Annotated in this window: 15 protein-coding genes; 8 read left to right on the forward strand and 7 right to left on the reverse strand. The window is 61.5% G+C overall.

All coding sequences use genetic code 11. The features are described from left to right. Positions 1-63: 63 nt before the first annotated feature. The 5 genes from aceE to LK03_RS04015 all read left to right on the forward strand — a co-directional run bounded on the left by aceE (position 64) and on the right by LK03_RS04015 (position 8,785). Positions 64-2,709 (forward strand): pyruvate dehydrogenase (acetyl-transferring), homodimeric type, encoded by a 2,646-nt coding sequence (gene aceE / locus LK03_RS03995; protein ID WP_038411177.1) that lies wholly within the window; start codon positions 64-66, stop codon positions 2,707-2,709. Between the two features lie 13 nt (positions 2,710-2,722). Then, positions 2,723-4,363 (forward strand): dihydrolipoyllysine-residue acetyltransferase, encoded by a 1,641-nt coding sequence (gene aceF, locus LK03_RS04000; RefSeq protein WP_038411179.1) that lies wholly within the window; start codon positions 2,723-2,725, stop codon positions 4,361-4,363. Between the two features lie 336 nt (positions 4,364-4,699). Continuing rightward, the gene (locus LK03_RS04005; RefSeq protein ID WP_038411180.1) at positions 4,700-7,384 is read left to right on the forward strand and encodes a putative bifunctional diguanylate cyclase/phosphodiesterase; all 2,685 of its coding nucleotides are present in this window, start codon (positions 4,700-4,702) and stop codon (positions 7,382-7,384) included. A 108-nt stretch (positions 7,385-7,492) separates the two neighbouring features. Continuing rightward, a complete protein-coding gene (gene msrA / locus LK03_RS04010) occupies positions 7,493-8,158 on the forward strand; it encodes a peptide-methionine (S)-S-oxide reductase MsrA (RefSeq protein WP_038411181.1) in 666 nt (221 codons plus the stop codon). Between the two features lie 3 nt (positions 8,159-8,161). Beyond that, positions 8,162-8,785, forward strand: coding sequence for a glutathione S-transferase (locus tag LK03_RS04015; RefSeq protein WP_038411182.1), 624 nt, complete (start codon positions 8,162-8,164; stop codon positions 8,783-8,785). A gap of 126 nt (positions 8,786-8,911) precedes the next feature. Here the strand turns inward: LK03_RS04015 and LK03_RS04020 are convergent, their stop codons facing one another. Beyond that, positions 8,912-9,409: an ATP-dependent zinc protease family protein gene (locus LK03_RS04020; protein WP_038411183.1), complete on the reverse strand. Its 498-nt coding sequence runs from the start codon at positions 9,407-9,409 to the stop codon at positions 8,912-8,914. A gap of 177 nt (positions 9,410-9,586) precedes the next feature. Between LK03_RS04020 and LK03_RS04025 the strand changes: the two genes are divergently transcribed. The 3 genes from LK03_RS04025 to LK03_RS21750 all read left to right on the forward strand — a co-directional run bounded on the left by LK03_RS04025 (position 9,587) and on the right by LK03_RS21750 (position 13,532). Then, positions 9,587-10,474, forward strand: coding sequence for an acyltransferase (locus LK03_RS04025; RefSeq protein ID WP_038411184.1), 888 nt, complete (start codon positions 9,587-9,589; stop codon positions 10,472-10,474). Between the two features lie 188 nt (positions 10,475-10,662). Beyond that, entirely contained in the window at positions 10,663-11,646 is a 984-nt protein-coding gene (locus LK03_RS21740; protein WP_081951548.1) for an RHS repeat-associated core domain-containing protein, read from the forward strand. A 968-nt stretch (positions 11,647-12,614) separates the two neighbouring features. After that, a complete protein-coding gene (locus tag LK03_RS21750) occupies positions 12,615-13,532 on the forward strand; it encodes an RHS repeat-associated core domain-containing protein (RefSeq protein ID WP_156109512.1) in 918 nt (305 codons plus the stop codon). Positions 13,533-13,576: 44 nt separating this feature from the next. Here the strand turns inward: LK03_RS21750 and fdhA are convergent, their stop codons facing one another. The 6 genes from fdhA to LK03_RS04055 form a co-directional block, all read right to left on the reverse strand. Then, positions 13,577-14,776: a formaldehyde dehydrogenase, glutathione-independent gene (fdhA, locus tag LK03_RS04030; protein ID WP_038411185.1), complete on the reverse strand. Its 1,200-nt coding sequence runs from the start codon at positions 14,774-14,776 to the stop codon at positions 13,577-13,579. A 268-nt stretch (positions 14,777-15,044) separates the two neighbouring features. After that, entirely contained in the window at positions 15,045-15,902 is an 858-nt protein-coding gene (purU, locus tag LK03_RS04035) for a formyltetrahydrofolate deformylase (RefSeq protein ID WP_028693454.1), read from the reverse strand. Between the two features lie 12 nt (positions 15,903-15,914). After that, positions 15,915-16,547, reverse strand: coding sequence for a sarcosine oxidase subunit gamma (locus tag LK03_RS04040; RefSeq protein WP_028693453.1), 633 nt, complete (start codon positions 16,545-16,547; stop codon positions 15,915-15,917). Positions 16,548-16,627: 80 nt separating this feature from the next. Beyond that, positions 16,628-19,645 carry a sarcosine oxidase subunit alpha gene (locus tag LK03_RS04045; protein WP_038411186.1) on the reverse strand — a complete coding sequence of 1,006 codons (3,018 nt, stop codon included), beginning with the start codon at positions 19,643-19,645 and terminating at the stop codon, positions 16,628-16,630. After that, positions 19,642-19,977: a sarcosine oxidase subunit delta gene (locus LK03_RS04050; protein ID WP_028693451.1), complete on the reverse strand. Its 336-nt coding sequence runs from the start codon at positions 19,975-19,977 to the stop codon at positions 19,642-19,644. The genes LK03_RS04045 and LK03_RS04050 overlap by 4 nt, the downstream gene beginning before the upstream one ends. A 15-nt stretch (positions 19,978-19,992) precedes the next feature. Beyond that, complete coding sequence (locus tag LK03_RS04055) at positions 19,993-21,243, reverse strand: sarcosine oxidase subunit beta family protein (protein ID WP_038411187.1); 1,251 nt, start codon at positions 21,241-21,243, stop codon at positions 19,993-19,995. Positions 21,244-21,246: the final 3 nt, after the last annotated feature.

Raw genomic sequence — 21,246 nt, forward strand, 5'->3', positions numbered from 1 at the left:
CCATAAGGCCAGTCGCAAACTCAGGCTTCCGATTCTGGTTGCCTTTCCGCCCTGGAGCAAGCCATGCAAGACCTCGATCCAATCGAAACCCAGGAATGGCTGGATGCCCTGGAGTCGGTCCTCGACAAAGAAGGCGAAGACCGCGCTCATTACCTGATGACCCGCATGGGCGAGCTGGCCACCCGCAGTGGCTCTCAGCTGCCGTACGCGATCACCACGCCATACCGCAACACCATCCCTGTCACCCACGAAGCACGCATGCCTGGCGACCTGTTCATGGAACGCCGCATTCGCTCGCTGGTGCGTTGGAATGCTCTGGCCATGGTGGTGCGCACCAACCTGAAAGACTCGGACCTGGGCGGCCACATCTCCAGCTTCGCCTCCAGTGCCACGCTGTACGACATCGGCTTCAACTACTTCTTCCAGGCCCCTACCGAAGAACACGGCGGCGACCTGATCTTCTACCAAGGCCACGCGTCGCCCGGCATCTATGCCCGCGCCTTCATGGAAGGTCGCATCAGCGAAGATCAGATGAACAACTTCCGCCAGGAAGTCGACGGCAACGGCCTGTCCTCGTACCCGCACCCGTGGCTGATGCCTGACTTCTGGCAGTTCCCGACCGTCTCCATGGGTCTGGGCCCGATCCAGGCGATCTACCAGGCACGTTTCATGAAGTACCTGGAAGCGCGCGGCTACATCCCGGCCGGCAAGCAGAAAGTCTGGTGCTTCATGGGCGACGGCGAGTGCGACGAGCCGGAATCGCTGGGTGCGATCTCCCTGGCCGGCCGCGAGAAGCTCGACAACCTGATCTTCGTCATCAACTGCAACCTGCAGCGCCTCGACGGCCCGGTGCGCGGCAACGGCAAGATCATCCAGGAACTCGAAGGCGTGTTCCGTGGCGGTGGCTGGAACGTCAACAAAGTGGTCTGGGGCCGTTTCTGGGACCCACTGCTGGCCAAGGACACCGACGGTATCCTGCAACGTCGCATGGACGAAGTCATCGACGGCGAGTACCAGAACTACAAGGCCAAGGACGGTGCGTACGTCCGCGAGCACTTCTTCAACACCCCGGAACTCAAGGCCATGGTCGAGCACCTGTCCGACGACGAGATCTGGAAGCTCAACCGTGGTGGCCACGACCCGTACAAGGTCTACGCGGCCTACCATCAGGCGGTGAACCACAAGGAACAGCCGACCGTCATCCTGGCCAAGACCATCAAGGGTTATGGCACCGGTGCCGGCGAAGCCAAGAACACCGCGCACAACACCAAGAAGGTCGACGTCGACAGCCTGCGTCACTTCCGCGACCGCTTCGACATTCCGGTCAAGGACGACGAGCTGGAGAACCTGCCGTTCTTCAAGCCCGAGCCTGACAGCGCCGAAGCCAAGTACCTGGCCAAGCGCCGCGAAGCCCTGGGCGGCTGCGTGCCTCAGCGCCGCGCCAAGAGCTTCAGTGTGCCGACGCCTTCGCTCGACACCCTCAAGGCCATCCTCGATGGCTCGGGCGACCGTGAAATCTCCACCACCATGGCCTTCGTGCGCATCCTCGCGCAGCTGGTCAAGGACAAGGAGATCGGCCCACGCATCGTTCCGATCATCCCGGACGAAGCCCGTACCTTCGGTATGGAAGGCATGTTCCGCCAGTTGGGCATCTACTCGTCGGTCGGTCAGCTCTACGAGCCTGTCGACAAAGACCAGGTGATGTTCTACCGCGAAGACAAGAAAGGCCAGATTCTCGAAGAGGGCATCAACGAAGCCGGCGCCATGTCGTCGTTCATCGCTGCCGGTACTTCGTACTCGAACCACAACCAGCCGATGCTGCCGTTCTACATCTTCTACTCGATGTTCGGCTTCCAGCGTATCGGTGACCTGGCCTGGGCCGCTGGCGACAGCCGTACCCGTGGTTTCCTGATCGGCGGCACCGCCGGGCGGACCACCCTCAACGGTGAAGGCCTGCAGCACGAAGACGGTCACAGCCACCTGCTGGCCGGGACCATCCCGAACTGCCGCACCTACGATCCGACCTACGGTTATGAGCTGGCGGTGATCATTCAGGACGGCATGAAGAAGATGACCGAAGAGCAACAGGACATCTTCTACTACATCACCGTGATGAACGAGTCGTACCAGCAGCCTGCAATGCCGGCCGGTGCCGAGGAAGGCATCGTCAAGGGCATGTACCTGCTCGAGGAAGACACCCGCGATGCGGCGCACCACGTCCAGCTGATGGGCTCGGGCACCATCCTGCGTGAAGTCCGCGAAGCAGCGAAGATCCTGCGTGACGAGTACAACGTCGGCGCCGACGTGTGGAGCGTCACCAGCTTCAACGAGCTGCGTCGCGATGGTCTGGCCGTTGAACGCGCCAACCGCCTCAAGCCTGGCCAGAAGCCACAGCAGACCTACGTCGAGCAGTGCCTGAGCGGCCGCAAAGGCCCGGTGGTGGCGTCCACCGACTACATGAAGATTTTTGCCGAGCAGATCCGTCAGTGGGTGCCGAGCAAAGAGTTCAAGGTCCTGGGTACCGATGGCTTCGGTCGCAGCGACAGCCGCAGGAAGCTGCGTCACTTCTTCGAAGTCGACCGTCACTTCGTGGTACTGGCTGCCCTGGAAGCCCTGGCTGACCGTGGCGAGATCGAACCGAAAGTGGTGGCCGATGCCATCGCCAAGTTCGGCATCGACCCGGACAAGCGCAACCCACTGGACTGCTGAGGAGTATTTTTAAGTGAGCGAACTCATTCGCGTACCTGACATCGGCAGCGGTGAAGGTGAAATCATCGAGCTGTTCGTCAAGGTCGGCGACCGCATCGAGGCCGACCAGAGCCTGCTGACCCTGGAGTCCGACAAGGCCTCCATGGAGATTCCGGCGCCCAAGGCCGGTGTCGTCAAGGAACTGAAGGTCAAGCTGGGCGACCGCCTGAAAGAAGGCGACGAACTGCTGGTGCTGGAAGCCGAGGGCGCTGCGGCGTCCGAAGCACCCGCCGCCGAGGAAAAACCTGCTGCTGCCCCTGCTGCTGCCGAAAAACCGGCCGAGCAGGAAGCTGCTGCGCCGGCTGCCGCACCTGCGGCCGCCAGCGTGCAGGACATCCACGTGCCGGACATCGGCTCGTCGGGCAAGGCCAAGATCATCGAAGTGCTGGTCAAGGCCGGCGACACCGTCGAAGCCGACCAGTCGCTGATCACCCTGGAGTCCGACAAGGCCTCCATGGAAATCCCTTCGCCCGCCGCTGGCGTGGTCAAGGAAGTGATCGCCAAGCTCGACGACGAAGTCGGCACCGGTGACCTGATTCTCAAACTGGAAGTCGCTGGCGCTGCGCCGGCTCCTGCCCCAAGCAAAGCTGAAGCACCGGCCAAGGCCGAGCCTGCAGCTGCGCCGAAGCAAGAGGCTGCCAAGCCGGCAGCGGCGGTCGAGACACCGGCTGCGACCGCCCCTGCGGCCGGCAGCAACGCCAAGGTCCACGCCGGCCCTGCGGTGCGTCAGTTGGCCCGTGAATTCGGGGTCGACCTGGGTGCGGTCAGCGCCAGCGGTCCGCACGGTCGCATCCTCAAGGAAGACGTGCAGGCCTACGTCAAGGCCATGATGCAGAAGGCCAAGGAAGCGCCGGCAGCAGCCGGTGCGACCGGTGGCGCCGGCATCCCGCCGATTCCGACCGTCGACTTCAGCAAGTTCGGTGAAGTCGAAGAAGTCGCCCTCACCCGCCTGATGCAGGTCGGCGCCGCCAACCTGCACCGCAGCTGGCTGAACGTGCCGCACGTCACCCAGTTCGACTCGGCCGACATCACCGAGCTGGAAGCCTTCCGCGTCGCGCAGAAAGCCGTCGCCGAGAAAGCCGGCGTCAAGCTCACCGTGCTGCCACTGCTGCTCAAGGCCAGCGCCTTCCTGCTCAAGGAAATGCCTGACTTCAACAGCTCGCTGGCACCGAGCGGCAAGGCCATCATCCGCAAGAAGTACGTGAACATCGGCTTCGCCGTGGACACCCCGGATGGCCTGCTGGTACCGGTGATCAAGAACGTCGACCAGAAGAGCCTGCTGCAACTGGCAGCCGAAGCCGCAGCACTGGCTGAAAAAGCCCGTACCAAGAAGCTCTCGGCCGATGACATGCAGGGTGCCTGCTTCACCATCTCCAGCCTGGGCCACATTGGCGGCACCGGCTTCACGCCGATCGTCAACGCGCCGGAAGTGGCGATCCTCGGTGTTTCCAAGGCGACCATGCAACCGGTGTGGGACGGCAAGGCCTTCCAGCCCAAGCTGATGCTGCCGCTGTCGCTGTCCTACGATCACCGGGTGATCAACGGCGCCGCCGCTGCACGCTTCACCAAGCGCCTTGGCGACGTGCTGGCCGATATCCGCACGCTGCTGCTGTAACCCTGCCAGCGGGCTGCCCGGCCTGATCGGACAGTCCGCCGGCAACTTTTTTACGAGCTGCCACGCTCGTGCCTCAACCCCGCCTGTGGCGGTATTGCTGTTCATGGTTTGGGACTGCTTCGCAGCCCAACCCGCTGGATGAACAGCATTACGCTTCTGGCGGGGATTTTTTGTCTGCGGCAAAGCCCCACTCCCGTCCTTCAGCCCCACCGCCAGTTGCCGACAATCTGTACTGGACCCAGAGACACGGCCGCTTGCCAGCCCCCGACGCATGATGCAACCTTGCCCAATGCGCCGCCGTCCAGGCAGCCACCCTTTTCCTCAAGCGAGTCGTCGATGAAAAGCCTACCTGATGCCACCAGCCGTCCGGTGGCCGAGGTCGTCACGCAACTGCCCGTGCCCTCGCGGCTGGGCATGTTACGTTTCGAGCGGCTGAACGAGGCCAGTTGGTCGCTGCTCTACCTCGATCCGGCTTGCGAACGGCAACTGGGCCTGAGCGCCGCCGAGCTGTGCGCAATGATCGGCTCGCCGTTCGCCAGCTTCATGGAACCCGAGGCACGCTACCGGCTGCACGACGAAATCCAGCTGCAATTGAGCGGCCGTCCTCATTACCGGGTGCGCTACACCTTGCATACCCGTAGCGAACCACTGCGGGTACTGGAAATCGGCGAAGTCTACAAACAGCACAATCGCCAGTTACTGCGCGGCTACCTGACCGTGCTCGATGATCAGGAAGATCACCCCGACCTCGGCGCCCAGGCCCTGGAGACGCGCAACAATCGTCTGCAACTGGCGCTGCAGCTCAACCAGCGGGCGCAGCAGGAACAGCTGCAGCAGCTGGAACGGGTGCGCGCCCAGCAGGACCTCATCCTGCGCCTGGCACGCCAACGCTACAGCGCCGGCAATTCGCTGCTCGAAGCAGCCGAGCTGATTACCCGCACCGCCTGTGAAATCTACAAGGTCGACTCGGCAAGCATCTGGCACCTCAACGAGCAACGGCTGGAGCCGATCAGTGCCTGGCGCCATGCCGACGCCGAGCACCGCCTGCTCGATGCCATCGACGCCAGTGAGTTTCCCGATTACCTCGAAGCCCTGCACACCAGCCGCGCCATCGACGCCCACAACGCCAGCCACGATCCACGTACCCGCGACCTGGCCGAAAGCCTGTACCCGGACGACAACGCCATGCTCGACGCCAGCATCCGCATCGACGGCCAGGTGGTCGGTGTGCTGTGCCTGGAGCAGACCGAGCCGCGCACCTGGCAGGCCGACGAAATCGCCTTCGCCGGCGAGCTGGCCGATCAGTTCGCGCAGGTGGTCACCAACCACAAGCGACGCACCGCCGCCAGCGCCCTGCACCTGTTCCAGCGTGCCGTCGAGCAAAGCGCCAGCGCCTTTCTGCTGGTCAACCGTGAAGGGGTGGTGGAGTACGTCAACCCCAGCTTCACCGCCATCACCCAGTACAGTACCGAGGAAGTCCAGGGTCACCCCCTGGGCGAGTTGCCGGCCTTGGAAAACCTCAGTGAAATCCTCTTCGACTCGCCGTCGAGCCTGGACATCGGCAACAGCTGGCAAGGCGAATTCAAGAGCCGGCGCAAGAACCTCGAACCCTACTGGGGGCAGTTGTCGATCTCCAAGGTGTACGGCGACAACCGCGAGCTGACCCATTACATCGGCATCTACGAAGACATCACCGAGAGCAAACTCGCCCAGCAGCGCATCGAGCGCCTGGCCTACACCGACAACCTCACCGGCCTGGGCAATCGCGCCGCGTTCATTCGCAGCCTCGATCAGCGCCTGGGCGCCGACGGTACAAGGCCCATCTGCCTGCTGCTGGTGGACATCGACAACTTCAAGCGGATCAACGACAGCCTCGGGCACTCCACCGGCGACAAACTGCTGATGAGCTTGGCCAGGCGTCTGCGCAACAGCCTGAGCAGCGGCAGCAGCCTGGCCCGCCTGGCCAGCAACGAGTTCGCCGTACTGCTCGACGACACCAGTATCGAGGCCGGCCAGCAACTTACCCAGCAGCTGTTGCTGACACTGGAAAAACCGATGTTCGTCGACAACCAGCTGATCAACGTCACCGCCTCCGGTGGCCTTGCCTGCGCGCCGCTGCACGGCAGCGACCCGCAGACGCTGATGCGCAACGCAGGCCTGGCCTTGCATAAGGCCAAGGCCAACGGCAAGCACCAGGCGCAGGTATTCACCGAGGTGCTCAATGCCGAGGCCAGCTACAAGCTGTTCGTCGAGAACAACCTGCGCCGCGCCCTGACCCAGAACGAGCTGGAAGTGTTCTATCAGCCCAAGCTGTGCCTGCGCAGCGGGCGTCTGCTGGGCCTGGAAGCGTTGCTGCGCTGGAATCATCCTGAGCGCGGCATGATCCGTCCCGACCAGTTCATCAGCGTCGCCGAAGAGACCGGACTGATCATTCCCATCGGCAAGTGGGTGGTTCGTGAATCGTGCCGGATGATTCGCCAGTTGCAGCAGGCCGATCTGGGCAGGCTGCACGTGGCGATCAACCTGTCACCCAAGCAGTTCTCCGACCCCGAGCTGGTCAGCTCGATTGCCGCGATCCTCGAACAGGAGGCGCTGCCGGCTCAGTTGCTCGAGCTCGAGCTGACCGAAGGGCTGCTGCTGGAGGCCACCGAAAGCACCCGGCGCCAGCTCGCCGAACTCAAGCAATTGGGCCTGACCCTGGCCATGGACGACTTTGGCACCGGTTATTCGTCGCTCAGCTACTTGAAAAAATTCCCCATCGACATCATCAAGATCGATCGCAGCTTCATCAACGAAATCCCCGACAATCAGGACGACATGGAAATCACCTCGGCGGTGGTGGCCATGGCTCATAACCTCAAGCTCAAGGTGGTCGCCGAGGGTATCGAGACCGCCGCGCAGCTGGCATTCCTGCGCAGGCACCGCTGCGATGTCGGCCAGGGGTATCTGTTCGACCGGCCCATTCCCGGGCGCGAACTGATTGAGCGACTACAGCGTTATCCACGAGGCCCAGCGGCCTGACAGCGCCTTCAGGCTTGGGCACTATGGCAGGCATGAGCCTTGCCCTTGCCGATGCCACCTGGGCATATCGCGCCACCCTCTTCAACCTCACGACACAGAGGAACCATCATGGTTTTGCGTTCGGAAATTCTGGTGAACAAAAACGTCCTGCCCACCGCAGAGCAAGCCCTGCCCGGCCGCGAAACGCCGATGAGCCTGCCCGAGCGGCACTATGTGTTCAAGGAAACCCCACTGCTCGGCCCGTTCTTCGAAGATGTCGACTTCGCCATCTTCGCCCTGGGCTGCTTCTGGGGCGCCGAGCGACGCTTCTGGCAGCGTGAAGGCGTGGTCAGCACGGTGGTCGGCTATGCCGGTGGCTTCACCCCCAACCCAACCTACGAAGAAGTCTGCTCGGGCCTGACCGGCCACACCGAAGTGGTGCTGGTGGTATTCGACAAAGCCAAGGTCAGCTACGGCGAGCTGCTGGCGATGTTCTGGGAACTGCACAACCCGACCCAGGGCATGCGCCAGGGCAACGATGTCGGCACCCAGTACCGCTCCGCCATCTACTGCACCAGCCCCGAGCAGTTGCAGCAGGCCGAGGCGAGCAAGGCCGCGTACCAAGCCGAACTGGACAAGGCCGGCTTTGGCCCCATCACCACCGAAATCGAGCAAGCGCCGACCGTGTACTTCGCCGAGGACTACCACCAGCAGTACCTGGCGAAAAACCCCAACGGCTACTGCGGCATCGGCGGCACGGGTGTCTGCCTGCCGCCCAGCCTGCAGGGCAACTGAGCCATGGCCAGCATGACGCTGTTCCATTCGCCGCTCTCGCCGTTCGTGCGCAAGGTCATGGTGGTGCTGCACGAAACCGGGCAGCTCGATCGGGTGACCCTGCAAGGGGTAGACATCAGCCCCGTCAAGCCCGACGCAACACTCAACCAGGGCAACCCCATCGGCAAGATCCCCGCCCTGCGCCTGGCCGACGGCACGGTGCTGCACGACAGCCGGGTGATCTGCGAGTACCTCGACCAGCAGCACGTCGGCCTGCCGCTGCTGCCCCGTGAAGGCTCTGCGCGCTGGCGTCGCCTGACGCTGATGTCGCAGGCCGATGCCATTCTCGATGCTGCCGTGTCGAGCCGCTACGAAGTGGCCGTGCGGCCCGCCGACAAGCGCTGGGACGGCTGGCTCGATGCGCAGAGCGAGAAGATTCGCCGCAGCCTGGCTGATCTTGAGCAGCAGCACTTGGCCGAAATCGCCTCAGGCTTCGACCTGGCGGCCATTGGCCTGGCCTGCGCCCTGGGCTACCTCGACCTGCGCCAGCCCGAGTTCGGCTGGCGTGAGCGGCAGCCAGGTCTGGCCGCGTGGTATGCCGAAGTGGCCAAGCGGCCGTCGATGCTGGCGACAGCGCCGACAGCTTGAGCATGCAGGTTGGCCCAAGCTGTTAATCAGAGCTATCGGAGCCGCTCGCTTGGCGGCCCATCGCGGCTGAAGCCGCTTCTGGAAGATTTGCGAAACCTTCAGGAGCTGCTTCAGAAGAAATCCCAATCAGCAATCGGGCTTGCCAGCGGTGTATTTCTTCGACGGGTCGATCGCCGCCTTGAACTCACGTAGCGCCTTGGCGCCGATCAGCAGCGGGTAATTGAAGCTGCTGCGGTCCACCAGGTTCACCTCGACGGTGCGTTTCACATCACCCAGGCACAGCTCCAGGTCGACCACCGGGCGGCTGGAGGTTTCCGGTGCGTCGTCCTCCCCTTCCTCGGCGCGGTTCTTGATGTTGCTGATGCGCGCCACCTTGTGTTCGTAGACCTTGCTGCCAGCATCGGGGGTCGCCAGGCGGAAGCGTACCCAATCCTCGCCATCACGCTTGAAGCGCTCGATGTCCTTGGCCGACAGCGAGGCGGTGTAGGCACCGGTATCCATCTTGGCCTTGAAGGTCTGGCCGATGTCGACCACGGTGATGTTCTCGTAACGTCCATACAGGTTCGGGTCGGCAGCCATTACCGGCAAAGCGACAAGCGACAGCAGGGCAAGCAGAGGTTTCACAGGGCAGGCTCCTAATAGGGGGTCGATGCTTAGAGTACGCGCTGGGCAGAGGTTCGCCGCGTCACGCTCAAAAACACAACCAGAAACATTTACCAGCACTGCGACCCGCTAGACATTTGGCGTGAGGTGCCGCGCTGCTTATCATTGCGCCCTGACTCATTCGTGCAAGGTTCTATTATGCGCCGCCTGCTCACTGGCACCCTCGTCGCCCTATTGCTGCTGCTCAACACCCTCGTGCTGATCGGCCCCTTGCTGGTCTGCGCGCTGATCAAGCTGGTGCTGCCTGGGCGCTACCGCGATTACGCCTCGGCCGGGGTGATGTGGTTCGCCGAAACCTGGGCGGAAATCGACAAATTCATCTTTGCCCGCTGCGTACGCACGCAATGGGACATCCGCGGCGCAGAAAACCTGCGTCGCGACACCTCCTATCTGACCATCAGCAACCACCAGAGCTGGGTCGACATCCCTGCGTTGATGGAAGCACTCAACCGGCGTACGCCGTTCTTCAAGTTCTTCCTCAAGAAAGAACTGATCTGGGTGCCACTGCTGGGCCTGGCCTGGTGGGGCTTGGACTATCCGTTCATGAAGCGCTACAGCAAGGCGTTTCTGGACAAGCACCCGGAGTTGAAAGGCAAGGACCTGGAGATCACCAAGGCCGCCTGCGAGCTGTACAAGCGCCAACCAGTCAACGTCGTCAACTACCTCGAAGGCACCCGCTTCACCCCCGCCAAGCACGCCGAGCAGCAGTCGCCCTACCGTCACCTGCTCAAACCCAAGGCCGGTGGCGTCGCCTTCGTACTCGCCGCCATGGGCGAGCAGCTCGATGCCCTGCTGGATGTGACCATAGTCTACCCAGGCGACAAGGCCCCGGGGTTCTGGGACCTGGTCAACGGCAGCATCAGCCGGGTGATCGTCGACATCCAGGTACGCGAACTCGACCCGGTGCTGTGGAGCGGGGATTACGAGAATGATCCCGAGTTTCGCAAGGTGGTGCAGGGGTGGGTGAATGGGTTGTGGTCGGAGAAGGATGAGCGGATTGGACGGTTGAGGGGGGAGATGCGGTGATTTCCATTGCTCATGAGAAGCTTTCGACGTGGGATCGGTCCCAAATGCATGTTTAGCTTTGCCCATTAGACAACAGAAGACGCCACCTGCACTTAGCTATCATTTTTGCCAGTAGCGGTATCGCATATTTATTCAGCATGCTACCAAGACCTTGAATAGATCGGTCATTCCGTTATCAGGAGAAAGATATGCGAGCTGAACATGAACCAACGCACCTATTTTACCAGGACAATACAGTAAGCGTATGTAAAGCAGGCGTTAATGCCCGACGACTCCTACGCCGGGGCGAAATGCTACTGACGGACATGTCAAATATGTCTACCCTTTCGTTGCTGGCCACCGACCTTAGCGGGTCGATCTTGATAGCAACCCATCAAGAACAAAACGAAATACGCAACTACTCATGTTATGGCGTCGAGCCTCAGACCCAGTCAAAGACATGGCCTCCTGGATTCAATGGTGAAGTATACGATTCAACAACCCAGTGCTATGCGCTGGGTAATGGGTATAGGAATTTCAGTCCTGCGGCAATGCGCTTCTATTCACCAGACGACTTAAGCCCTTTCGATAGCGGCGGACTGAATGCTTACTGCTACTGCATGGGAGACCCCATAAATCACATTGATCCAACTGGACACAGTCGGTCTTGGCTATTTTCAAACTACGCTCCAGCCAAGGAGCTTAAGGAACGCGCCGCTTCACACAACCAGCTAGCTCAACAAAGGAACTCGCTTGCGAAAGCCCGCGAGTACATCATCTCCAAGTGGGAAAAAAACCAATTAAGAAGTCCGAAAAATAATCGCAGATACAATAACTTAGCAGCGTCTATTCCCGCTCTAGAAAAGCGCGTATCGGAGAGCGAGAAGAATTTCACCAAGCTCTACGGGCCTACTTATCAATCCAGCTCGCAACAGAGAATTACTCTGAGATATTCGGAACTTGAAAGACAACGAGACGTGATCGCGCTTCAAAGCCTTCCCCGGGTTGACTACACCAAAAAAACAGCAACACGTCCAATGCGATCCACTGCGCTTAGTAAATCATGGCTCACACCAGAAGAGCATGATTATTATGACGGGCAGAGCAGGCTCAGCATTTCTTTTTCGGGGCTAGCAAACATTATCAAAAATCGCAATGCTGAAGCGGCCGCTTCGATCAGAGGACAAGTGTAAATCAGCCAGCCTTGTGCAAGATCCAGGAGTCAGTTGCAGAGCACTGAAAACCGCATCATTTACGATTCCAATTTGCACTGTAAAAACACCCAATGAAGCCCTTCATTCTGAGGGCTTCGTTATGAAAAATACGAAACCTGTTCGTCAGTAGATCTCTGCGCGGGAATACCGCCTATACCTCACGACTTAAACCCCTGAAACACTTAATTATTTAGCAGGCTTGGGCTCTATCTGACAAGTCTTAAGGCATAGGTGAGACAATTCTGATGGCTACTCTGGCTATCGCTCCCCGCTTTTTCTTAACTCAGCCTCACCAAATATCGAGGCGTCCTGTACAGGGCCTAGGAGTCCGGCGCTAGGCACTAGATGCAATCCGGCCCCTCGCGGACGAATCTGCTGCTATTCAGCGTCGAGTTCGATGTTATTCATAAGCATATTCGCTAACTCACTCGAGTAACCCGCAGCGCCCAGCAGCTTGTGACCATCATCTGCGTCACACTGATGGATGAGATGGGTGATGTAGCCGAGCAGGATGGAAACGTATTCGTGGGCGAGTTCTGCGTGTATCCCTGGGGTCAGTTGGAATGGCGGAAGCTCAACGATGTCGGGTAAATAAGGATTGCCAATGGAAGTACTACGTGTTTGCGCCACGTACTGCAGCGGCTGCAGCGCGCCTCGCCAGTAGCAGACTACCCAGCTCTGATGCCCTGAGACTGCTCGCCTGAGATGCCACGGTAAACCCGTGCCACGTGATTGAGTAGGTGAGATTTAGGGGTCGCAACCGCATGAGTAGCGGACGGATGCCAGCGTTTTCTCAGCTTGATGCGGGAAACGAGACTGGCGTATCGCTCAACATGGGCTTATCCCCCAGCCCCAGCCATTCGCAGAGCTATTATTTCTACCAGTTTCATTATTTAACCGACTGCTTAAGATATTCATCTGCGTCATCATGCACCGCGGAGCCATCTATGGGCTTTAAGTCATTTTTCTATCAAGACGGCAGGCTCTCCAGCGCTACGCAACACCATCTTTGCCGACGAATACTGCGCGCCGGTGATGTTGCCGTGGCAGAACGACAAACGGGGAGTATCCACTTCACTGGTTTCCTCGCGACAGATAATGCAGGCACCATCCTCCACCTACGAGCAAGCGAACGGAGGGAGTCTCATAGCTATACCGCTTACGGACATGATCCTTTACTGCCATCCCCCAGTACATTACTCGGATTCAACGGAGAACCTCAGCATTCTGAATTGCCCGGTGCACTGCTAGGCAATGGCTATCGCGCCTATTCGTCAACATTGATGCGTTTTTGCTCAGCTGATAGCTGGAGCCCATTTGCACTGGGAGGGCTGAACGCCTATTGCTATTGTTTGGGCGACCCCGTCAATCGATCTGATAGAACGGGCCATCTCAGTTTTGGTGTTTTGGCGAAAGCAATCTTGAAGTTCAGGAGGCCGCCTCCCCGCCCCGTTCCTCATACGGGCTCGACGGGACTGATGTTCATAACCGCGCCAAGCCCTGCGAAAGTAAACAGGCCAGAAGCACGCGTTGCTCCCAATCCCAGAACCTCGCCGCCAAGTCCATCAACTGCTCAAGCGGTCAACGAGTCAGTGCGGAACGTGGGACTAGCCGACAGCGTTTCCGGTCAAGCTCCAACCGCGTGGCCGCATGGCACCACCAATGGCTGGATGGAGATAACCTCGCCAGATCCAATCCAGCGCCGCGTTTCCGACAGCGTGCGGTCTACAGATACATCCAGAGATTCAACCCCTGCGAGCAGTCGCTCTCCAAGCCCAGTTCGTCGCTCCATGCCAGACTTCGTGGAGCGTGCCCATCACATCCGGCAAAGCAATTACTACAGTAGACGCCAAGACCCATCATGAAAAAAAAGCCCCTCGCAAGAGGGGCTTCGTTCAACGAACTTGCCTCACGCCGCACTGAACGTCTTGTGCGGGTCGATCACAAACTTCTTCGGCACGCCGGCATCGAACTCGCCGTAGCCGCGAGGCGCATCGTCGAGGCTGATGACTTCCACGCCCACCACTTCTGCGATGTTGATGCGGTCCCACATGATCGCCTGCATCAGCTGGCGGTTGTACTTCATGGTTGGGGTCTGGCCGGTGTGGAAGCTGTGCGATTTGGCCCAGCCGAGGCCGAAGCGTACGCTCAGGGCACCGCTCTTGGCAGCGGCATCCACCGCGCCTGGGTCTTCGGTGACGTACAGGCCCGGAATACCGATCTTGCCGGCAACGCGGGTAACCTGCATCAGGGAGTTGAGCACAGTGGCCGGAGCCTCGTGCTTGGCGCCTTCATGGCCGTGGCCGCGGGCTTCGAAGCCGACGGCGTCGATGGCGCAGTCCACTTCCGGCTCGCCGAGGATGTCCTCGATCTGCGCGTGCAGCGGGGTATCCAGCGACAGGTCGACCACTTCGAAGCCTTGCGCCTTGGCATGGGCCAGACGGGCCGGGTTGAGGTCGCCGACGATGACGCAGGCGGCGCCGAGCAGGCGCGCGGAAGCGGCAGCCGCTAGGCCGACCGGACCGGCACCAGCAACGTAAACGGTGCTGCCCGGGCCGACGCCGGCAGTGACGGCGCCGTGGTAGCCGGTCGGCAGGATGTCGGACAGGCAGGTCAGGTCACGGATCTTCTCCATGGCCTTGTCGTAGTCAGGCAGCTTCAGCAGGTTGAAGTCGGCGTACGGCACCAGCACGTATTCGGCCTGGCCGCCTGTCCAGTCGCCCATGTCGACGTAACCGTAGGCGCCGCCTGCACGGGCCGGGTTGACGGTCAGGCAGACGCCGGTGTGCATCTCTTTGCACGAGCGGCAGCGGCCGCAGGCAACGTTGAACGGTACGGAGACCAGGTCGCCGATCTGCATGCGCTCGACGTCGCTACCTTTTTCGACGATCTGACCGGTGATTTCGTGGCCCAGCACCAGGCCGACCTGGGCGGTGGTACGGCCGCGCACCATGTGCTGGTCCGAACCGCAGATGTTGGTGGAAACCACCTTGAGGATCACGCCATGCTCGATCTTCTTGCCGCGTGGATCTTGCATTTTCGGGTAGTCGATTTTCTGTACTTCGACCTTGCCAGCGCCGAGATACACCACTCCACGATTGCCAGACATGCTCTTACCTCGCTTGATTTGTACTTATGCAGCGTTGGGTAGCACCGTCCCTCGTGGACGGCATGTGTAACTGGATCGATCAGGGCCAGGCAGCCCTTTGTACTGCGTTCGATTGTGGTCTTGTCGCAGGGCGATGCCCTGACTGGAAACGACGGGCGGATATCTTTTTACGCCAGCAGATAAGGGGGGCGACTGGGCTGGGCCGGCTTTGCCGGCCATCGCGAGTGGACTCGCTCCTACGGGTAATCGGAGCTTTACCGGTGGTCGGTCAGAGCACCACCGTCCGATTGGCATTGAGAAACACCCGCCGCTCGAGGTGGTAACCCACGGCGCGGGCCAGGGTCAGGCATTCGATATCGCGCCCCTTGGCGATCAGGTCGTCGGGGTAGTAGGTGTGGTCCACCACTTCCACGCCCTGGGCGATGATCGGGCCTTCGTCGAGGTCGTTGTTGATGTAGTGCGCGGTGGCACCGACCATCTTCACACCCTTGTTGTAGGCCTGGTGATACGGCTTGGCGCCCTTGAAGCCGGGCAGCAGGGAGTGGTGGATGTTGATCGCCCAGCCGTCCAGGCGGCGGCACAGCTCGGGCGACAGCACCTGCATGTAGCGCGCCAGCACCACCAGCTCGGCGCCGCTGTCCTCGATCACCTGCAACACCTTGCGCTCCTGGCCAGGCTTGTCCTTGGGATCGAGGGGGAAATGGTAGTAGGGAATCTTGTGCCACTGCGCCAGTGGCTCGAGGTCGGGGTGGTTGGACACCACGGCGACGATGTCCATGCCCAACTGGCCGATGCGCTGACGGTAGAGCAGGTCATTCAGGCAGTGGTCGGCCTTGGAGACCATGATCACCACCTTGGGGCGGTGATTGGGCGCGGTCAGCTCGAAGGCCATGCCGAACGGCTCGCTGCGTTCGGCGAAGGCTGCCCGGAAGGCCTGTTCATCGAAGTCGTCCGGCTGGCGGAATTCGACGCGGATGAAGAAGCGCCCCGACAGCCGATCGTCGAAGGAATGGTGCTCGGTGACGTAGCAGCGCTGCTCGAACAGCAGCCGTGTCACGACATCGACGGTGCCGAGCATGCTCGGGCAATCGGCGGTGAGAATCCAGGTATCCGGTGCCCGACTCATGCTGATGCTCCTCTAGGCTTCGATCGCCAGACCATACTCCGCCGAAGCGTCCTGCAGCCACAGCCACCAGTAGTCCGAGAAACTGCGACGGATGACCAGTTCCCAGGTCTCTTCGCCGGTGCGACGAATCACCAGTTGCGACTTGGCGAACACCGTACCGACCGCTTTGCCGACCGGGAAATTGTTCGGGTGCACGTCGTAGCTGGTGGATTTCATCAGCACCTGGCGCACGTTCGGGCCACGCAGTTCCAGCAGGCTCTGCCCGCCGCTGACGTTGACCACCTGAATGTGCAGGCCGGCAGCGGCGTCGCGCAGTTTCTGCTCGACTTCCACTTCCTGACCGCCAGGGACGATCAGCAGCCACTCATCGGGACCGACCCACTGCAGCGAGGTGTCGCCGCTGGAAACCAGCTGCAACGCGCCAGGCAGCTCCAGGCCCAAGGCCTTCTGCACGGCGCTGGCGAAGGCCTCGTCGTGGCCATCGCCACGCAGGGTCAGGTGACCGAGGAATTTGTGCTCACGCAGGGTCACGCCTGCGTTCTGACGGCCCTTGCCGACCAGGCTACGCAGGTCGGCGTGGTGCAGCGGCGACTCGGCCCGGGCGTTGCCGCTGGGGTTTTGCTCGAAGACGTTGATAGCGCTCATGTGTTACCTGCCTTGAATTCTGTAGTGCGCATGGGGTGTGAGAGCCGATACCAGCCCCCCACACCCTGCGGTCCGGGGTATCAGACGTTCTGCTGTTCACCCTTCGGATCGAAGAACACCGAAGACACGATTTCTGCCTCGATCACGCTGCCATCGGCTTGCGGCGAGTAGACCCGCTCGCCCATGCGCTTCAGACCGCCCTTGACCACACCCATGGCGAACGAATAGCCCAGGGAGTTGAAGGCGTAGCTGGAGGTGACGTGACCGACCATGTCCATCGGAATCGGCTGGTTCGGGTCGTTGACCAACTGGGCGCCTTCGGGCAGCCACTTCTTCGGATCGACCGGCTTGAGGCCCACCAGTTGCTTGCGGTCTTCGCGCAGGCAGTCTTCGCGATTCATGCCACGCAGGCCGATCCACGAGAACGGCTTGTTGCGGCCGACGCACCAGCTCATGTTCAGGTCGTCCGGGTTCATCGAACCGTCGGTGTCCTGACCGACGATGATGAAGCCCTTCTCGGCGCGCAGCACGTGCATGGTCTCGGTGCCGTATGGGGTCAGGTTGTACTTCTTGCCCGCCTCGACGATTTTTTCCAGCACGCCCATGGCGTAGTTGGCCTGCACGTTGACTTCGTACGACAGCTCACCGGTGAACGAAATCCGGAACACACGGGCCGGCACACCGCCAACGTTGCCTTCCTTCCAGGTCATGAACGGGAAGGCGTCCTTGTCCAGGTCGATGTCGGTGACTTCGGCCAGCAGCTTGCGGCTGTTGGGGCCCGACAGCGTCATGGTCGCCCAGTGGTCGGTGACCGAGGTGAAGTACACCTTCAGCTCCGGCCATTCGGTCTGGTGGTACAGCTCCAGCCATTGCAGTACGCGAGCCGCGCCGCCGGTGGTGGTGGTCATGATGAAGTGGTTGTCGGCGACGCAGGCGGTGACGCCGTCGTCGAAGACCATGCCGTCTTCCTTGCACATCAGGCCGTAACGGGCCTTACCCACATCGAGCTTGGTCCAGGCGTTGGTGTACACGCGGTTGAGGAACTCGCGGGCATCCGGGCCCTGGATGTCGATCTTGCCCAGGGTCGAAGCATCCAGCAGACCGACGCTTGCGCGCACGGCCTTGCACTCACGCTCGACGGCGGTGTGCAGGTCTTCGCCGGGCTTGGGGAAGTACCACGGACGCTTCCACTGGCCGACATCTTCGAACTCGGCGTTGTTCTTCAGGTGCCAGCTGTGCAGCGCGGTGAAGCGCACGGGCTCGAAGATATGGCCACAGTGACGACCGGCGACAGCGCCGAAGGCCACGGGGGTGTAGTTGGGGCGGAACATCGTGGTGCCCATCTGCGGGATGGTGATACCCATCGAGCGTGCAGCGATGGCCAGGCCGTTGATGTTACCCAGTTTGCCTTGGTCGGTACCGAAGCCCAGCGCGGTGTAGCGCTTGACGTGCTCGACCGACTCGAAGCCTTCGCGGGTCGCCAGTTCGATGGCAGCAGCGGTGACGTCGTTCTGCTGGTCGACGAACTGCTTCGGCGCACGGGCAGTGCCCTTGTCGTGCGGCACCTGGAACAGCGCCACACTGGCCTCTTCCTTGCGCGCCACGGTCTTCGGCAGGCTGCCGGTGGTGGGCTGGAAGCCGGCTTCGGTGGCTGCGCGCACGCCGCCCTCGAACCCGTCGGCCAGCGCATCGCCCAGGGCGTAAACGCCGTTGATGCCACCGACACACACACGTTTCTGCGGTGCATCGCCCGGTACGAAGCCGAGGATGTCGTCACGCCAGACCGGACGACCGCCCAGGTGCGAAGCCAGGTGAACGATCGGGCTGTAGCCGCCGGAGGTGCCGATCAGGTCGCACTCGAGCCATTCGCCCGGGCTGGTGACCTTGTGCGCCACGGTGTCGATGGCAGCCACGCGAGCACCGGTCACGTGCTTGGTGCCACGCGATTCGATGATGGCGCTGGAGGTGAGGATGCGAATGCCCTTGGCACGCGCTTCTTCGACCAGCGAGCCACGCGGGTTGTGACGGGCATCGGCGATGGCCACCACTTGCAGACCGGCGTCGTGCCAGTCCAGCGCCGCGCGGTAGGCGTGGTCGTTGTTGGTCGACAGCACCAACTTGCGGCCAGGTGCCACGCCGTAGCGGCGCACGTAGACCGAAATGGCGCCGGCGAGCATGTTGCCCGGCACGTCGTTGTTGCCGTACACCAGCGGACGCTCGTGGGCGCCGGTGGCCAGCACTACACGTTTAGCACGTACACGGTGCACACGATGACGCACCTGACCCAACGGCGCGTGGTCACCGAGGTGGTCGGTGAGGCGCTCGTGGATGGTCAGGAAGTTGTGGTCGTGGTAGCCGTTGACGGTAGCGCGCGGCAACAGGGTCACTTCCGGCATGGCTTGCAGCTCAGCGATGACGCTGGCGACCCAGTCGGCGGCAGGCTTGCCGTCAAGGGTTTCGCGGGTGTCGAGCAGGCTGCCGCCGAACTCTTCCTGTTCGTCGGCCAGAATCACTCGAGCGCCGCTACGGCCAGCGGCCAGGGCAGCGGCCAGGCCGGCCGGGCCGGAACCGACCACCAGCACGTCGCAGTGCTGGTTCATGTAGTCGTAGCTGTCCGGGTCGTTCTGCAGCGGCGAACGGCCCAGGCCCGCGGCCTTGCGGATGTACTTCTCGTACGTCATCCAGAAGGATTTGGGGTACATGAAAGTTTTGTAGTAGAAGCCCGGCGGCATCATGCTGCCGCCGACTTTACCGAGAATGCCCATCATGTCGTTGTTGACGTTCGGCCAGCCGTTGGTGCTGGTGGCGACCAGGCCGGAGTACAGCGGCTGCTGGGTGGCACGCACGTTGGGGATCTGCGTGGCTTCGGTGCTGCCCAGTTGCAGGATGGCGTTCGGCTCTTCGGTGCCCGAGGCGATGATGCCGCGTGGACGCGAGTACTTGAAGCTGCGGCCGACGATGTCGACGCCGTTGGCCAGCAGCGCTGCGGCCAGGCTGTCGCCGGCATAGCCCTGGTAGCTCTTCCCGTTGAAGGTGAAGTTCAGCACCTTGCTGCGGTCGACACGGCCACCGCTGGAGAGGCGATAGGTCTGGCTCATACGTTTTCTCCCCGTTCGTTGACGGCCGCCGATGTCGCGGGTGTGTTTTCACGAGCCGTCACCTTCGGCTGCTCGCCGATCTTGTAGGTTTCGAGGATCTCGTAGGTCTCGGTGTTACGGGTGACGTTGAAGTACTGGCGGCAGCCGGCAACGTGGTCCCACAGTTCATGGTGAATACCGCGCAGGTTGTCGCGGAAGAACATGTAGGTGCCCCACTCCTCGTCGGTGCACGAATTTGGGTCCAGAGGACGGGCGATGTGCGCCTGGCCGGAAGCGTGGAACTCTTCTTCGGAGCGCAGCTCGCCGCAATGGGGACAGAAAATATGCAACATGAAGGTTGTCTCCGATTAGTGGGCGACGGCTGCGGCGCCGTGTTCGTCGATCAGCGCACCGTTGTAGAAACGGTCGATGGAGAACGGTGCGGCCAGTGGGTGCATCTCGCCTTTGGCAAGGCTGGCGGCGAAGACGTTGCCCGAACCCGGGGTCGCCTTGAAGCCGCCGGTGCCCCAGCCGCAGTTGAAGAACAGGTTCTTGACCGGGGTCTTGGAGATGATCGGGCACGCGTCCGGGCAGGTGTCGACGATGCCGCCCCACTGACGGTTCATGCGCACCCGCGACAGAATCGGGAACATCTCGACGATCGCCTGCATGGTGTGCTCGATGATCGGGTACGAACCGCGTTGACCGTAACCGACCCAGCCATCGATACCGGCGCCGATAACCAGGTCGCCCTTGTCGGACTGGCTGATGTAGCCGTGTACGGCGTTGGACATGATCACGCTGTCGATGATCGGCTTGATCGGCTCGGAAACCAGCGCTTGCAGCGGGTGCGATTCGAGTGGCAGACGGAAGCCGGCCAGGCGCGCCATGTGCCCGGAGTTACCGGCCGTGACCACGCCGACGCGCTTGGCGCCGATGAAGCCCTTGTTGGTTTCCACGCCGATCACCGCGCCGTTTTCCTTGCGGAAACCGATCACTTCGGTCTGCTGGATCAGGTCGACGCCCAGGGCGTCGGCGGCACGGGCATAGCCCCAGGCCACGGCATCGTGACGGGCCACGCCGCCACGGCGCTGGATGGTCGCGCCGAGGATCGGGTAGCGGGTGTTCTTCGAGCAGTCCAGGTACGGAATCTCGGCCGCGACCTGTTCGGTGTTGAGCAGCTCGCCATCGACGCCATTGAGGCGGTTGGCGTTGACGCGGCGCTCGGAATCACGGATGTCCTGCAGGGTGTGGCACAGGTTGTACACGCCACGCTGGGAGAACATCACGTTGTAGTTGATGTCCTGGGACAGCCCTTCCCACAGCTTCATGGCGTGCTCGTAGAGCTTGGCCGATTCGTCCCACAGGTAGTTGGAACGCACGATGGTGGTGTTACGGGCGGTGTTGCCGCCGCCCAGGTAACCCTTCTCGATCACCGCCACGTTGGTGATGCCGTGTTCCTTGGCCAGGTAGTAGGCGGTCGCCAGACCATGCCCGCCACCACCAACGATGACCACGTCGTAGACCTTTTTAGGGGTCGGCGTGCGCCACATGCGCTGCCAGTTTTCGTGGTGGCTGAGGGAGTGTTTGAAGAGGCCGAAGCCTGAATAGCGTTTCATCTA

Source organism: Pseudomonas cremoricolorata (genome assembly GCF_000759535.1).
Taxonomy (GTDB): Bacteria; Pseudomonadota; Gammaproteobacteria; order Pseudomonadales; family Pseudomonadaceae; genus Aquipseudomonas; species Aquipseudomonas cremoricolorata_A.

Coding starts and splice junctions, on each gene's coding strand:
- aceE (WP_038411177.1), top strand. CDS start 64: ATGCAAGACCTCGATCCAATCGAAACCCAGGAATGGCTGGATGCCCTG.
- LK03_RS04005 (WP_038411180.1), top strand. CDS start 4,700: ATGAAAAGCCTACCTGATGCCACCAGCCGTCCGGTGGCCGAGGTCGTC.
- msrA (WP_038411181.1), top strand. CDS start 7,493: ATGGTTTTGCGTTCGGAAATTCTGGTGAACAAAAACGTCCTGCCCACC.
- LK03_RS04015 (WP_038411182.1), top strand. CDS start 8,162: ATGGCCAGCATGACGCTGTTCCATTCGCCGCTCTCGCCGTTCGTGCGC.
- LK03_RS04025 (WP_038411184.1), top strand. CDS start 9,587: ATGCGCCGCCTGCTCACTGGCACCCTCGTCGCCCTATTGCTGCTGCTC.
- LK03_RS21740 (WP_081951548.1), top strand. CDS start 10,663: ATGCGAGCTGAACATGAACCAACGCACCTATTTTACCAGGACAATACA.
- LK03_RS21750 (WP_156109512.1), top strand. CDS start 12,615: ATGGGCTTTAAGTCATTTTTCTATCAAGACGGCAGGCTCTCCAGCGCT.
- fdhA (WP_038411185.1), bottom strand. CDS start 14,776: ATGTCTGGCAATCGTGGAGTGGTGTATCTCGGCGCTGGCAAGGTCGAA.
- purU (WP_028693454.1), bottom strand. CDS start 15,902: ATGAGTCGGGCACCGGATACCTGGATTCTCACCGCCGATTGCCCGAGC.
- LK03_RS04040 (WP_028693453.1), bottom strand. CDS start 16,547: ATGAGCGCTATCAACGTCTTCGAGCAAAACCCCAGCGGCAACGCCCGG.
- LK03_RS04045 (WP_038411186.1), bottom strand. CDS start 19,645: ATGAGCCAGACCTATCGCCTCTCCAGCGGTGGCCGTGTCGACCGCAGC.
- LK03_RS04050 (WP_028693451.1), bottom strand. CDS start 19,977: ATGTTGCATATTTTCTGTCCCCATTGCGGCGAGCTGCGCTCCGAAGAA.
- LK03_RS04055 (WP_038411187.1), bottom strand. CDS start 21,243: ATGAAACGCTATTCAGGCTTCGGCCTCTTCAAACACTCCCTCAGCCAC.